The sequence below is a fragment of the Pseudoduganella rhizocola genome (assembly GCF_045984285.3).
Classification (GTDB): Bacteria; Pseudomonadota; Gammaproteobacteria; order Burkholderiales; family Burkholderiaceae_D; genus Rugamonas.
Map to the genome: position 1 here is coordinate 238,067 of NZ_JBJQIK030000004.1, position 13,951 is coordinate 252,017.

Consider the following 13,951-nt stretch of genomic DNA (forward strand, 5'->3'; position numbering starts at 1 on the left):
TCCCGCGCCGCCCCGGCGCAACATCATCGAACCGAAGCCTATGAAACCATCAATGCTGGCCAAGCTGGACCAACTCGCCAACCGCCTCGTGGAGCTGGACGAACTGCTCATGTCCGAAGGCGCGACCTCGAATATGGACAGCTACCGCAAGATGACGCGCGAGCACGCCGAGCTGCAGCCTCTGGTCGCGCTGTACAAGGACTACCAGCAGGCGCTGGCCGATATCGCGGAAGCGCAGCAGATGCTGTCGGACCCGGACATGAAGGAATTCGCGCAGGAAGAAATCGACAGCGGCAAGGCGCGCCTGGAAGGCCTGGAACTCGACCTGCAGAAGATGCTGCTGCCGAAGGATGCTAACGACGAGCGCAACATCTTCCTCGAAATCCGCGCCGGCACGGGTGGCGACGAATCGGCGCTGTTCGCGGGCGACCTGCTGCGCATGTACACACGCTTTGCGGAGCGCAGCCGCTGGCAGGTGGAGATCGTGAGCGCCTCGGAGAGCGACCTGGGAGGCTACCGCGAGGTGATCGCCCGCATCATCGGCAACGGCGCGTATTCGAAACTGAAGTTCGAATCCGGCGGCCACCGCGTGCAGCGCGTGCCGGCCACCGAGACGCAGGGCCGCATCCATACCTCGGCCTGCACCGTGGCCGTGATGCCGGAAGCGGACGAAGTGGAAGACGTGCACATCAACCCGGCGGACCTGCGCATCGACACCTACCGCGCATCGGGCGCGGGCGGTCAGCACATCAACAAGACCGACTCCGCGGTGCGCATCACCCACCTGCCGACCGGCATCGTGGTGGAATGTCAGGATGACCGCTCGCAGCACAAGAACAAGGCCTCGGCGATGAAGGTGCTGGCGGCGCGCATCAAGGACGTGCAGCTGCGCGAGCAGCAGAGCAAGGAAGCGGCGACGCGCAAGAGCCTGATCGGCAGCGGCGACCGCAGCGAGCGCATCCGCACCTACAACTTCCCGCAAGGGCGCATGACCGACCACCGCATCAATCTCACGCTCTACAAGCTGGACATGATCATGGACGGCGACCTCACCGAGCTCACGAACGCCCTCGCCGCCGAACACCAGGCCGAACAGCTCGCCGCCCTCGGCGACTGACAGCCGAGTCCGCGACACCATGGGGCCAGCCCCTTCATGTCGCGGACTCAGCAGTCCACGGCTCACGGCTCATGGCTGAGTCCGCGACAGGAGGGGCCTGGCCCCATGGTGTCGCGAGCTGAACTGTTGGGTTTGTGCGAGAATGGCGCGGCCCCTTGTTAAGGTGATATTGATGATGAATTCCCGTTCTGTTTTGCTGGCCACCGCGGCCGTGAGTTTCGGCCTGATCGGCGTTGCGCTGTACCTGCAGCATGCGATGAATATGCTGCCTTGTCCGCTGTGCGTGATCCAGCGCTATCTGTTTATCGCGATCGGCATCGGCTGCCTGATCGGCGCGTTTTCCAGCAAGCTCAAGCTGGGGGCGGGCATCGCCCTGCTGGCAGCCCTCGGCGGCCTCGGCGTCGTCGGCAAGCACCTGTATGTGCTGGCGCATCCCGGCCTGTCCTGCGGTATCGATCCGATGGAGACCTTCCTGAACAAGATTCCGACCGCGACCGCCCTGCCCTTCCTGTTCCAGGCCGACGGCCTGTGCGAAAGCGCGACCGATACGCTGTTCGGCCTGTCCATTCCCCAATGGTCGGCCGTGTGGTTCGTCATCCTGACGTTCACGCTGTTCTGGGTGCTGCTGCGCCGCCGCGCATGACCGGGCTGGTCGCACCCGGCACCACCCTCGGCGCCCTGCAGCGCCAGCCCCTGCTCGATCCGGTAGACCAGCGCCTGCTGGTCTGCCATGCGCTCGGCCTGAGCCGCACTGCGCTGATAACGCAGTCCGAGCGCGTGCTTAACGAGGAAGAGTCGTTCCGTGTCTCCGAGCTGCTGCAGCGCCGCCTGGACGGCGAGCCGGTTGCCTATATTCTCGGCCAGCGCGAGTTCTATGGCCTGCCTTTCGAGGTGGGGCCTGCCGTGCTGATTCCGCGTCCCGAAACCGAGCTGCTGGTGGAACTGGCGCTGGAACGCCTGCCGCCCAAAGGCCGCGTGCTCGATATGGGCACGGGCAGCGGCGCCATCGCCGTGGCGCTGGCGCACACGCGGCCCGATGCCCAGGTCAGCGCCCTCGATGTCAGCAAGGACGCCCTTGCCACCGCCGCACGCAACGCGGCCAGCAATGGCGCCACCGTGCGCTTCCTCGAAAGCAGCTGGTATGCGGCCGTGGGCAGCGAGCAGTTCGACCTCATCGTCTCGAATCCTCCCTATATCGCCGCGGGTGACCGCCACCTGTCCGAAGGCGACCTGCGTTTCGAACCCGCCGGCGCGCTGACCGACCACGCCGACGGCCTTTCCGCCTTGCGCGCCATTATCGCCGGCGCAGCCCGGCACCTGCCGCCGCAGGGGTGGCTGCTGATGGAGCATGGCTACGACCAGCCGCAAGCCGTACGCGAACTGCTGGCACAGGCAGGCTTCAGCGAGGTGCAGAGCTGGGCCGACCTGGCCGGCATCGAACGCGTCAGCGGCGGCCGCGCACCTGCGTCCTGAGTGCGGCAGCGCCCAGACAGCGGTGCAACTACCTTTGTTAAAATGCTATTTTCTGGCCGGGTCACACGCGTGTTGCCAATATCGGTTAATCTCGCACCAGCATTTTGTTAGCTGCACAAGAAAGGAAGAGCAAATTGTCCAATCTATTGACCCGCCGCCTGGCCTTGCTGGCCGACGAACGGCACCGTGAGGTGCTGCGGGGCGGCTTACGCGGCATCGAACGCGAGACCCTGCGCGTTCAGCCGGACGGCCACCTGGCGCATACGCCGCATCCCAAAGGCCTCGGCTCCGCGCTGACCCACGAACAGATCACCACCGATTACGCCGAGACGCTGCTGGAGTTCATCACGCCGGCCGAAAGCGACATCGCCATCACCCTGGACAAGCTCAATTCCATCCACCGCTTCGCTTACACCAAACTAGGCGACGAGCTGCTGTGGAGCCAGTCGATGCCCAGCCAGCTGCCGGCTGAAGAGGACATCGAAATCGCGTGGTACGGCAAGTCCAACCTGGGCATGCTGAAGCACGTGTACCGCCGCGGCCTGGCGCTGCGCTATGGCAAAGCGATGCAATGCATTGCGGGCATCCACTACAACTATTCGCTGGACGAGCGCCTGTGGCGCCTGCTGGACGAGCACGAGACCACCGGCCGCCGCCTGTCGCCGATGGCCTACCAGTCGGAAGCCTACCTGGCCACCATCCGCAACTTCCGCCGCTACAGCTGGCTGCTGATGTACCTGTTCGGCGCATCGCCGGCCCTGAACAGCAGCTTCCTGCGCGGCCGCCCGCACAAGCTGGACACGCTGTCGGACGACACGCTCTACCTGCCTTACGCCACCAGCCTGCGCATGAGCGACCTCGGTTATCAGAACGATGCGCAATCGGGCCTGCGTCCGCACGAGAACAGCCTCGATAGCTATGTGGCCACGCTCACCCGCGCCGTGAACCAGCCCTACGAGCCTTACCAGAAGTTCGGCATCAAGGACGCCAACGGCGAATGGCAGCAGCTCTCGACCAATGTGATCCAGATCGAGAACGAGTACTACTCCACCATCCGCCCGAAACGTGTGATCCGCACCGGCGAGCGCCCGATCCAGGCGCTGTGCAACCGCGGCGTGCAGTACATCGAAGTGCGCTGCATGGACGTGGATCCATTCGAGCCGGTCGGCATCAATGTGCAGGCAGGCCGCTTCCTGGATACCTTCCTGCTGTTCTGCGCACTGGAAGAAAGCCCGTCCATCACTTCGCTGCAGGGCGAGCATTATGCGAACAACTTTGCGCGCACCGTCAAGGAAGGCCGCCGTCCGGGCTTGATGCTGGAAAAGGATGGCAAGCCTGTGCCGCTGAAGGACTGGGGCATGGAGCTGCTGGAGCGCATCCGCCCGGCCGCCGAACTGCTGGACTCCCTGCGCGGCGACAGCGCGCACGCCGATGCCATCAAGGCGCAGCTGGCCAAGCTGCAGGACCCGGACGCCACGCCGTCTGCCGCCGTGCTGCGTGCGCTGGAAGCCAATGGCCGTTCCTTCGCAAAGTTCGGCCTGGAGCAGAGCGAGAAGCACGCAGCGTACTTCCGCTCGCATCCGCCAAGCGCGCTGGAAGAATCGTATTTCGCGAAACTGGCCGAGGAATCGCTGGCCCAGCAGGCCGAGATGGAACGCGTGCAGACCGGCAGCTTCGACGATTACGTGAAGGCCTACCGCGCCAGCAACCTGTGCCCCAACCGCAGCTGAACGCCGCCGGGGCCTATCGTGCTCACCTTCTTCAACGAACAGCATAGCCAGCAACTCAGTGCCACCGATGGCATCGAACGCATCGATGCCGTGCTGGCCGAGCTGGGGCGGCGCGGCCTTGGCCGCATCGTCACGCCGCAGGGCGTGCCGCTGATGTCGCTGGAGCGGGTGCACAGCCCGCGCTACCTGCATTTCCTGCGCACGGCGTGGAATGAGTGGCTTTCGTTGTCGCCTGCGAATGCCAACGCCATGCCTGTGGCATCGGGCTTCGCGATCCGCGGCATGCGCGCGGATGCAGAGCCGCAGGACTTCAGCGCCCGCCTCGGCCTCTATTCGGCCGACGCCACCACCATGCTCGGCGCCGGCACCTGGATCGCTGCTAAAACCGGCGCCGACTGCGCAGTGAATGCCGCCCATGCGCTGCGCCTCGGCGAGCGCAGCACCTTCGTGCTCACCCGTCCGGCCGGCCATTTCGCCGGCGCCGATTATTTCACCGGCGGCTGCTTCCTGAATAACGCGGCACTGGCTGCACAGCACCTGCTGGACGACGGCCTGCAGCGCGTGGCGGTGCTGGACCTGGACTACCACCACGGCAGCGGCACCCAGTCCATCTTCTACGACCGCGCCGACGTGCTGTGCATCTCGCTGCACGCGGACCCGCGCGGCAGCTATCCTTTCTTCAGCGGCTATGCCGACGAAACCGGGGCAGGCCCGGGCCACGGCTACAACGCCAACCTCACGCTGGCGCCGCGCGCAGCAAGCGCCGACTGGTTTGCGGCGCTGGAAACAGCCTGCGTGCGGCTGTCGATGTACCGCCCGGATGCACTGGTGGTAGCATTGGGCGCGAACACCTTCTACGGTGAAGCGCATCACGGCTTCGGCCTGCAGACCGCCGACTACCTGCGCATCGGTGAACGCCTGGCCTGGCTCGGACTGCCCACCTGCTTCGTCTTTGAAGGCGGAAGCGCGCTGCGCGAGCTGGGCGTCAATACCGTGAACGTACTGGAAGGCTTCGAAACCGCACTGTAAAGGAGAACTGCTTGAACCGTCGCCAATGCATCGGCCTTGCCGGAGCGCTTGCGCTCAGCCCCTTTGTCCGCGCTGCCTCGCAAGACCGCTATGCGGCTGCGCTGGCCGGGTTCCCGGACTTCCATGGTGTAGTGGTGGCCGGCCTTGGCAGCAAAATCCTTTACGCGCAGGCCATAGGCCAGGCCGATCCGCAGGCCGGCACACCGCTTGCCACGTCCACGCGCTTCGAAAGCGGTTCGGTATCCAAATGGATCGCTTCCATCGTGGTGATGAAGATGGTGGACCTCGGCCTGGTGAAGCTCGATGAGCCGATCACACGCTACCTGCCCGCCTACCGCGCTGATACGGGCGCGCAGCTCACCCTGCGCCACCTCCTGAGCCATTCCAGCGGCGTGCCAAACGACGTGGTAGCGGCGCGCAAGGCCGACCGGCAGGTTGCCTATACGGAGCTGGAGCAGATGGAGGCCGTGAAGCGCTACGCCAGCGGCGACCTGGCCTTCAAGCCCGGCACGGACTGGGATTATTCGCATTCCAACTGGCTGATCGTGAAAGCGGTGGTCGAGCAGGCCAGCGGCAAGTCCTATGCGGACTGCCTGCAGCAATGGGTGCTTGCACCGCTCGGGCTCACGGAGAGTGGCCTGTTCAGCGGCGAGTCGAGCGCGGTGCCGGGAATGGCAGTCGCCTATTCCGCTCCGAATCCGCCTTTCGAGCGCAAGGTGAGTGCCATACCAGGCTATATGGCGATGGCCGGCGGCTTCTACGCCAGTGCGCCCGATATGCTGCGCCTGATGGATGGCGTGCTCGGTGGCCAGATCCTGTCGCCGGCGGCGCGGCAGGTGCTGATGCGCGTGCAGATGCCGAAGCAGCGTTATGCCCTCGGCGGGCGCACGCAGGTGGAACTCATCGCCGGCCAGATGCGCGAAGCGGCATGGGAAGACGGTTCCAACGGCGGCTTCCGCCTTGTGGCACGCCGGGTGCTGGCCGACGGCCAGTCGGTCATCGTGATGAACCACACCAGCTACCCGCACCAGAAAGTGGGCCACGTCGCAAGCGCGCTGATGGACGTGAGCTACGGTTTCGAATCCAGCACGTCCAGCAAGGCCTGATACACGCGCACCGGTTCTTCCGCGATGCGGTTCAGCACATAAAGGAAGTGCTCCGCGCCGAACACCGTGTATTCCCGCGTTGCGAACCCTTGGGCGTGCAGCTCATCGATCTGCTGCGTGCCCAGGCCGTCAAGCGATTCGAATTCATAGCGGCCCGGCGCAATGCCTTCGCTGCGGATCAGGGCCGTGAGGTCGCGCTGGATGCTGCGGTCATGCGTCGCAATCGAGCACAAATGGCCGGAACGCAGCAGCGTGGCTGCATGTTCGCGGTAGGCGCTCGCCAGCCCGGGGCTGGTGCGCGGCCAGGACACCGTTTCGTCCTCATGGAAAGCCCCTTTCACGAGGCGGATACGGCCCGGCAGCTGCAGCAGCATGGCCAGGTCCTGCACGCTGCGGTGGCGCCGCGCGGGAATCGTGATGCCCACGTTGTGCAGCCCTGCTTCCTCGTGCAGACGGCGGTACAGGCCGTAGATCAGGTCCGTGCGCTCGTGGTTCTCCATCGATATCATGATCTCGCGGCCTGCTTGCGCGGCTGCCGTGGCGATACGCCGCGCATTGCGGTAGCCCAGCTCCGGATCAACCACCGCGCCGATGTGCGAAAGATCGAAAGAAACCGAGCAGTCATGGCCGCCGGCAGCCAGCCCCTGCACCAGCTGCAGGAACACTTCCGTCTCGGCATTGGCAAAGGCTTCGTCATGGCAGCTCTCGCCCATGTATTCGGCCGAGGCCTTATGCCCCCGCGCCGTCATTTCCGCCACGCGGCGCAGCGCATCATCGACGGTGTGGCCGGCGACATAGCGGCGGGACACGCGATGCATGAAGGGCTGCAGCAGCGGGTCTTTGCAGAAGCGCTCCTTGGCGTCTTCGTTCAGGGCCAGGGCGCGCAGGGCGTCTGCGGCCTGCTGGATAAGCGGATTCTCGGTCACGTGGCTTCCTTTCACTGGGATGCCGCCATGATGCCAGCCCGCGGGCCGCGGCGCTTGTCAGAAATTGCGCAGTGCATTGTGCTACAGTAAATCGATGGAACGCGATACCCCTCCCCAGCCGGCACGGCCGGAAACAGTGTTCGGCGGCCTCTCGGCCACCGGCCTGGCGCCGCTGCGCCATCTGCAGCTGGGCGAAGGCATGGCGCTCACGCTGTGGCAGCGCACCACGCCGGGGCTGGAGATCGCCTACGCACAGCCCGGCCACCACACGCTGGCCTGCTACTTCGACAGCGGCGACGGCACGCAGCGTCTCAATGCGCGCGACGGCGTGCTGGCGGATGGCGACCTTTGCAGCCTGCCGGAAGACCATGCCTCGCGCTGGCTGGTGCGCGGCGAGCTGCGTTTCCTGCATCTCTATTTCACGCCGGAGAATATCGCGCGCCGTGCGGTGCTGGAGCTGGACTGCGACGCGCGCCTGGTGCAGCTGGACGACCGCCACTACCGCAGGCCGCCGGCGCTATCCGCCCTGTGCGGACAGCTCGCCGCCATCTCCTGGGATGGTGCCGACGGCTTATTGCGCGCGAATACACTGGCGCATGAAGCGCTCAGCGGCCTGCTGCGGCTGCAGGGCAGCAGCCCACGGCAGCAGGCGCTGCGCGGCGGCCTGCCGCTGCATACACGGCGCCGCGTCAGCGAATACATCGAAGCGCATTTGGCTGCACCACTCACGCTCGGCATGCTGGCGGAGATAGCCTGCCTCTCGGAGTACCACTTCCTGCGCATGTTCCGCACCTCGTTCGGCATGCCGCCGCATGCCTGGATCGCTGCACGCCGCATCGACCGTGCACGCCAGCTGCTGCGCCATTCGGCACAGCCCCTGCAGCGCATTGCGGATGATTGCGGCTATGCAGACCTCAGCCACTTCAGCCACCGCTTCCGCGCCGCAGCGGGCTGCTCGCCCAGCGCCTTCCGCCGGGCGATGCAGTCCTGAACCTCAGACCAGGTTCAGCTCCACGTCGATATTCCCGTGGGTCATCTTGGAGTAGGGGCAGGTCTGGTGCGCCAGTTCCACCAGCTTGCCTGCCGTTTCGCGCTCGATGCGCGGCAGGCTGATGTTCAGGCGCGCCTGCAGGAAGTAGCCGCCTTCGCCGGTGCCCAGGTCCACCTCGGCATCCACCGCCACATCCGCCGGCAGCGCCACCTTCAGCACCTGAGCGGCCTTGCCCAGGGCGCCGATGAAACAGGCCGACCAGCCGGCCGCGAACAGCTGCTCGGGGTTCGTGCCCTCGCCGGAGCTGCCGGGAGGGGACAGCTTGATGGCCAGGCGGCCATCGTCGCTGCGAGCGCTGCCATCACGGCCGCCGGTGGTGTGGGTTTTGCCGGTGTAAAGCACCTTGTCGATCTTGCTCATGTTGAATTTCCTTTAATTTATCCGTATGCGATTGCATCGGATGCGTCACATATTACGTCAAATTTTGCCGATGTCAAGCTTTTGCGATAAAATCGCGTCCGATATATAACCCTCGACCCGGAGCGACCATGTCCTCACCGCGCAAACTCGCCGATTTCCTGTGCTTTGCCGTGTATTCGGCCAACCTTGCTTTCGGCAAGGCCTACAAGCCTTTTCTCGACGAACTGGGCCTGACCTACACCCAATACATCACGGTCATCGCGCTGTGGGAAGAGGACAACCAGACCGTGAGCAGCCTTGGCGAAAAACTCTTCCTCGAATCGAATACGCTGACGCCGATCCTCAAGAAGCTGGAATCGAGCGGCTACCTGCGCCGCCAGCGCGATCCGGAGGACGAGCGCCAGGTGCGCGTGAGCCTGACCGACGCCGGCCGCGCGCTGCGCGAGAAGGCGTTCAACATCACGCTGTACGACGCCTGCGGCATGACGGATGGCGAATTCGCCACCACGCAGAAATCCGTGTCCAAACTGCGCGATAACCTGGTCAAGTCTACGAAGAACCGCGGCTGATCAGCGGGGCGCCTTCAGCAGCAGGCGCGCCTCCAGTCCGCCGCCATCCCTGGGATGCAAGGTGAGCGTGGCATCCATGGCCTGCGCCAGCTGGCGCGCGATGGCCAGGCCAAGACCTGTACCGCCGGTCTGGCGGTTGCGTGATTCTTCCAGGCGGCGGAACGGCTCGAATACGGCTTCCAGCATGTCCTCCGGAATACCGGGACCGCGGTCCATCACGCGGATCTCCAGCACACCGGCCTGCAGCCGGTCCACTTCGATCTCGGCATTGCCGCCGTATTTCAGCGCGTTGTCCACCAGGTTGCCGAGGATGCGGCGCAGGGCCTGCGGGCGCGTCATCAGCGCTGCACCCGCCTTGCCCCGCAGCTTTACGTCGCGGCCTTCGTCCAGGTAGTCGAACACCAGCGTATCGATCAGCGCATCAGGGTCGATCAGGCGCGGTTCCTCCGACGTGGCGTGCATGCTGCGGGCATAGGCAACGCCCTCCTTGACCAGATTTTCCATCTCCTGCAAATCCTGCTGCAGCTTGGGCTGCTGCGCCTCATCGTCCATCATGTCCACACGCAGGCGCATACGCGTAATCGGCGTTTGCAGGTCGTGCGAGATGGCGGCGAGAATCTGCACACGTTCGGCGATGTAGCCGGCAATGCGGTCCTGCATGGCATTGAAGGCACGCGCGGCGCGCGCCACTTCGGATGGCCCGTCTTCCGGCATGCGCACCGGCTGCAGATCCGGTCCCAATGCGTCTGCCGCTTCGGCCAGCTGGTGCAGGGGCCGCGCCGCAATGCGCACCGCGAACCAGAAGCACAGCGCCAGCACCAGCAATTGCACGCCAAGCAGCACCGGCAGCCAGTCCGACAGCGGCGCGCCGTGCATGGGGCGGATATCGATGGTCAACGGCGAACCGTCGCTGAGCTGGAGATGCACCTGCAGGCGCTCGCGCGAGCCCGGCACCGCGTTCGCCGTGAGCGGATAGCTCTTGCCGATGCCGTCCGCGATATAGCGGGCGATCATGCTGGAAAGCTGCTTGTCCGGCGGCGCGCCGGTGATGCCGGGACCGAGAATGAAGTCATAGCTGCGGCGGGCAAGGCGCGGCAGCCATTCCGCACGCTTTTCCGGAGGCAGGTTGTCCAGCAAGGCCACCGAGCTGACGACCTCGCGCTCGATGTAGCCCATCATGATGTCCGTCGTGGCCTTGTCGCGCTCCATGCGCGTGAGCCAGAAGGCCAGCGTTTGCGAGCAGGCCAGCGCCACCACCAGGATCAGCACCACCCGCGCAACAAGGCTCTGCGGCCAGCCTTTCACGCTGCACCGCCGCTCAGGATGACCGACGACGAGAACACATAGCCTTCGCTGCGCAGCGTCTTGATATAGCGCGGCTCGCGCGGTTCGTCGCGCAGGCGCTGGCGCAGGCGGCTCACCAGCAGGTCGATGGAGCGGTCGAACTGGTCGGCCTGCTTGCCCTGTGTAAGGTTGAGCAGCTGGTCGCGCGTGAGCACGCGCTGGGGATGGTCGAGGAATACGCGCAGAAGCCGGTATTCGGCGCCGCTCAGCGCCACTTCCACGCCATCGGCATCCAGCAGGTGGCGCCCCACGGTATCCAGCTTCCAGTCACCGAAGGAGATGATTTCCGACGGCTCGCTGACCTGCATATTCGGCGGCAGCATGCGCGCACGGCGCAGCACGGAACGGATGCGGGCCAGCAGCTCGCGCACGGCGAAGGGCTTGGTGAGGTAGTCGTCGGCGCCCATTTCCAGGCCCACGATACGGTCGGTTTCCTCGCTGCGCGCAGTGAGCATCAACACAGGAATATTACGGTGCTTGCCGGCGCGTAGCTCGCGGCACAGGGTGAGGCCATCTTCGCCCGGCAGCATCAGGTCCAGCACGATGAGGTCGGGCACAGCCTGTTCCATTTCGGCGCGCATCTGGCGGCCGTTGGCGGCCAGCGAAGTGCGCAGGCCGTTCTTCTCCAGATAAGCCGAAAGCAGTTCGCGGATGCCGCGGTCGTCATCGACAATCAGAATGTGGTCGGTAGTGTCCATATTATTTTTCAGGGCGTTTCAGTTTTCCGGCACTGGCCGGAATGGTCGTGCATTGCAGGGGATTGCGCATTTCGGTGGCGATGCCGCCTGCCAGAAACGCCAGTATCGCAAAAAATTTCCTCATTTCCGTCCTCCTTCTGGCTACTTTATAGCGGATGCCGGACGGGGTTTTGTATCCCAGTGTATCTACGGCGGGACTGTACACACAACATTGCAAAAAGGGGCCAACCCGGACACAAGCTGGATACGTGCAAGGAATCTAATGGACACATCGACAAAACGACGGAGTCCAACATGCACAACATCCTCGAAATACCACTGAGTTTCCTGGCGGGCCTGTTCACCATTGCCTCGCCATGCGTGCTGCCGGTGCTGCCGATCCTGCTGGGCAGCTCGATCCAGCAGCGCTCCTCGCGCCGTCCGCTCTACATCGTGGCGGGATTCATCCTCACCTTCGCTTCCTTCGCCATGCTGCTGGGCGCCGTGTCGAGCACTATCCACGTGGCACAGGAAGCATTGCGCAACACCGCCATCGCGCTGCTCGCCATCTCCGGCCTGCTGCGCATCTGGCCGCAGCCCTACGACTGGCTGACGCAGCGCCTGCAGGGCCTGGGCTTCAGCATGCCGCAGGTAGCGGCGAACGACAGCAATGGCGGCGGCTTTGTGCTCGGCATGTCGCTGGGCGCCGTATGGACGCCCTGTGCCGGTCCCGTATTGGCTTCCATCCTCGCGCTGGTGGTGAAGGCGCAGGATCCGGCCTGGTCGGCCTCCCTGATCACGCTGTATGCGCTGGGCGCCGCCATTCCGATGCTGGCCATCGTTTACGGCGGCCAGTTCGCCACCCAGCGTGTGCGCCTGCTGGCCCGCCATGCGGAAGGCCTGCAAAAAACTTTCGGCGTGCTGGTGCTTGCCACCGCGCTCGCCATCTACCTGCAGTACGACGTGCTGGCCTACGCCTGGGCCGCCAATCTCTTCCCTGACCTGAAAGGACTGTAATCATGTACTCGCCACTGAAAACCATCGCCACCGTCGCCATGCTCGCCACTACCGCCATCGCCTCCGCCGGCCAGCTGCGCACCAGCACCACCGCGCCCGAATTCACGGGCATCGACAAGTGGCTGAACAGCGAACCGCTGACCATGGCGCAGCTGCGCGGCAAAGTCGTGCTGGTCGATTTCTGGACCTATTCCTGCATCAACTGCGTCAATACGCTGGGCTACGTCAGCAGCTGGCACAAGAAGTACAAGGACCAGGGCCTGGTGGTCATCGGCGTGCACACGCCCGAATATGCCTTCGAGCGCAGCACGGACAATGTGAAGACCGCCATCAAGCGCTTCAACATCAGCTATCCGGTGGCGCAGGACAACCGCTACGCCACCTGGAATGCCTACAGCAACCAGTACTGGCCCGCCTTCTACCTGATCGACAAGAGCGGCAAGGTTGTCTATACCCACTTCGGCGAGGGCAAGTACGCGGAAACCGAAGCCACCATCCAGCGCCTGCTGGCACAAAACACGGGAGCGCAATAATGAGCACACCAAACCTGCAACGCCGCCGCCTGCTTGGCGCAGCCGCCCTCACCGCGGGCGCCATGGCCCTCGGCGGCTCCGCCTTCGCCGCCGGCAGCGCGCAGCCGCTGGCCCCGATCAAACAGGTACGCGCGGGTGTGCTGGACGTGGGCTATTACGAAACCGGCCCAGCCAACGGCCCCGCCGTGATCCTGCTGCACGGCTTCCCCTACGATATTCATTCCTTCGTGGATGTGGCGCCGATTCTGGCGGCAAAAGGCATGCGGGTGATCGTACCGCACCTGCGCGGCCACGGCACCACGCGCTTCCTCGACAGCGCGGCGCGCCGCACCAGCCAGCAAAGCGCAGTGGCGCAGGATATTCTCGACCTGATGGATGCGCTGGGTATCCAGCGTGCCGTGATAGCGGGCTACGATTGGGGCGCCCGCACGGCCAGCGTGATGGCCGTGCTGTGGCCGGAGCGCTGCGTGGGCATTGTCTCCGTCAACGGCTACCTGGTGCAGGACATTCCGAATGCCCACCTGCCTGCGCCGGCCAGCATCGAGGCCGGCCTGTGGTACCAGTACTACTTCTCCACCGAGCGTGGCCGCGCCGGGCTGGCTGCCAACCGCCGCGCCATCGCGCGCCATATCTGGTCCTACAACTCGCCGAAGTGGAAGTACGACGACGCGACTTTCGAGCGCAGCATGGTCTCGCTGGACAATCCGGATTATGTGGACATCATCGTCAACAACTACCGCTTCCGCCTTGGCCTGCTGGCCGAAGACCCGGTGTACGCGGCCCTGGAGCGCAGACTGGCAGCCCTGCCGCCTATTACCGTGCCCGCCGTAACGCTGGACGGCGGCTCGGACGGCGTGGTCCCGGCGAATGACGGCAAGGCGCAGGCCGCGAAGTTCAGGGGTCCGCGTACGCACCGCATTATCGCGGACGCAGGCCATAACCTGCCTCAGGAAGCGCCGCAAGCGTTCGTCGATGCGGTACTTAGCCTGATCTGAGCCTGTGGTTCTGGTATTCTGGCC

General features: G+C 64.8%; 16 protein-coding genes. 11 read left to right on the top strand and 5 right to left on the bottom strand.

The features are described from left to right. Positions 1-40 precede the first annotated feature (40 nt). From prfA to ACJRPG_RS11385, 6 genes are all read left to right on the top strand, one after another. Entirely contained in the window at positions 41-1,117 is a 1,077-nt protein-coding gene (gene prfA, locus ACJRPG_RS11360; protein WP_408000192.1) for a peptide chain release factor 1, read from the top strand. A gap of 172 nt (positions 1,118-1,289) precedes the next feature. Then, on the top strand, positions 1,290-1,760 hold the full coding sequence (locus ACJRPG_RS11365; RefSeq protein WP_408000193.1) for a disulfide bond formation protein B: 471 nt from the start codon (positions 1,290-1,292) through the stop codon (positions 1,758-1,760). Further along, positions 1,757-2,590 carry a peptide chain release factor N(5)-glutamine methyltransferase gene (gene prmC, locus ACJRPG_RS11370; protein ID WP_408000194.1) on the top strand — a complete coding sequence of 278 codons (834 nt, stop codon included), beginning with the start codon at positions 1,757-1,759 and terminating at the stop codon, positions 2,588-2,590. The genes ACJRPG_RS11365 and prmC overlap by 4 nt, the downstream gene beginning before the upstream one ends. Positions 2,591-2,724: 134 nt before the next feature. Beyond that, positions 2,725-4,320, top strand: a complete 1,596-nt coding sequence (gene gshA / locus ACJRPG_RS11375; RefSeq protein ID WP_408000195.1) for a glutamate--cysteine ligase — start codon at positions 2,725-2,727, stop codon at positions 4,318-4,320. A gap of 18 nt (positions 4,321-4,338) precedes the next feature. Next, on the top strand, positions 4,339-5,349 hold the full coding sequence (locus tag ACJRPG_RS11380) for a histone deacetylase family protein (RefSeq protein ID WP_408000196.1): 1,011 nt from the start codon (positions 4,339-4,341) through the stop codon (positions 5,347-5,349). 11 nt (positions 5,350-5,360) lie between these two features. After that, positions 5,361-6,455: a serine hydrolase domain-containing protein gene (locus ACJRPG_RS11385; RefSeq protein WP_408000197.1), complete on the top strand. Its 1,095-nt coding sequence runs from the start codon at positions 5,361-5,363 to the stop codon at positions 6,453-6,455. On the opposite strand, the gene ACJRPG_RS11390 is transcribed toward ACJRPG_RS11385, so the two are convergent. Next, positions 6,419-7,381, bottom strand: coding sequence for a proline dehydrogenase family protein (locus tag ACJRPG_RS11390; protein WP_408000198.1), 963 nt, complete (start codon positions 7,379-7,381; stop codon positions 6,419-6,421). The two genes, ACJRPG_RS11385 and ACJRPG_RS11390, sit on opposite strands and share 37 nt — an antisense overlap. 94 nt (positions 7,382-7,475) lie before the next feature. Here ACJRPG_RS11390 and ACJRPG_RS11395 point away from each other — a divergent pair, with 94 nt between their 5' ends. Continuing rightward, the gene (locus tag ACJRPG_RS11395; RefSeq protein ID WP_408000199.1) at positions 7,476-8,372 is read left to right on the top strand and encodes a helix-turn-helix domain-containing protein; all 897 of its coding nucleotides are present in this window, start codon (positions 7,476-7,478) and stop codon (positions 8,370-8,372) included. Positions 8,373-8,375: 3 nt separating this feature from the next. Here the strand turns inward: ACJRPG_RS11395 and ACJRPG_RS11400 are convergent, their stop codons facing one another. Then, a complete protein-coding gene (locus ACJRPG_RS11400; RefSeq protein ID WP_408000200.1) occupies positions 8,376-8,792 on the bottom strand; it encodes an organic hydroperoxide resistance protein in 417 nt (138 codons plus the stop codon). Positions 8,793-8,920: 128 nt separating this feature from the next. On the opposite strand from ACJRPG_RS11400, the gene ACJRPG_RS11405 reads away from it, so the two are divergent. Further along, complete coding sequence (locus tag ACJRPG_RS11405) at positions 8,921-9,361, top strand: MarR family winged helix-turn-helix transcriptional regulator (RefSeq protein WP_408000201.1); 441 nt, start codon at positions 8,921-8,923, stop codon at positions 9,359-9,361. Here the strand turns inward: ACJRPG_RS11405 and ACJRPG_RS11410 are convergent, their stop codons facing one another. Genes ACJRPG_RS11410 through ACJRPG_RS11420 form a run of 3 tightly spaced genes read right to left on the bottom strand, consistent with a single transcriptional unit; the run spans position 9,362 to position 11,527 of the window. Then, positions 9,362-10,666, bottom strand: a complete 1,305-nt coding sequence (locus ACJRPG_RS11410; protein ID WP_408000202.1) for an ATP-binding protein — start codon at positions 10,664-10,666, stop codon at positions 9,362-9,364. Then, positions 10,663-11,403: a response regulator gene (locus ACJRPG_RS11415; RefSeq protein ID WP_408000203.1), complete on the bottom strand. Its 741-nt coding sequence runs from the start codon at positions 11,401-11,403 to the stop codon at positions 10,663-10,665. Before ACJRPG_RS11415 ends, ACJRPG_RS11410 begins: the two co-directional genes overlap by 4 nt. 1 nt (position 11,404) lies before the next feature. Beyond that, complete coding sequence (locus ACJRPG_RS11420) at positions 11,405-11,527, bottom strand: hypothetical protein (protein WP_408000204.1); 123 nt, start codon at positions 11,525-11,527, stop codon at positions 11,405-11,407. Between the two features lie 170 nt (positions 11,528-11,697). Here ACJRPG_RS11420 and ACJRPG_RS11425 point away from each other — a divergent pair, with 170 nt between their 5' ends. From ACJRPG_RS11425 to ACJRPG_RS11435, 3 genes are read left to right on the top strand one after another with little or no spacing between them, the layout of a single operon-like run. Then, positions 11,698-12,399 (top strand): cytochrome c biogenesis CcdA family protein, encoded by a 702-nt coding sequence (locus tag ACJRPG_RS11425; RefSeq protein ID WP_408000205.1) that lies wholly within the window; start codon positions 11,698-11,700, stop codon positions 12,397-12,399. Between the two features lie 38 nt (positions 12,400-12,437). Next, positions 12,438-12,932, top strand: coding sequence for a thioredoxin family protein (locus tag ACJRPG_RS11430; RefSeq protein WP_408000500.1), 495 nt, complete (start codon positions 12,438-12,440; stop codon positions 12,930-12,932). Continuing rightward, positions 12,932-13,927: an alpha/beta fold hydrolase gene (locus ACJRPG_RS11435; RefSeq protein ID WP_408000206.1), complete on the top strand. Its 996-nt coding sequence runs from the start codon at positions 12,932-12,934 to the stop codon at positions 13,925-13,927. Before ACJRPG_RS11430 ends, ACJRPG_RS11435 begins: the two co-directional genes overlap by 1 nt. Positions 13,928-13,951: the final 24 nt, after the last annotated feature.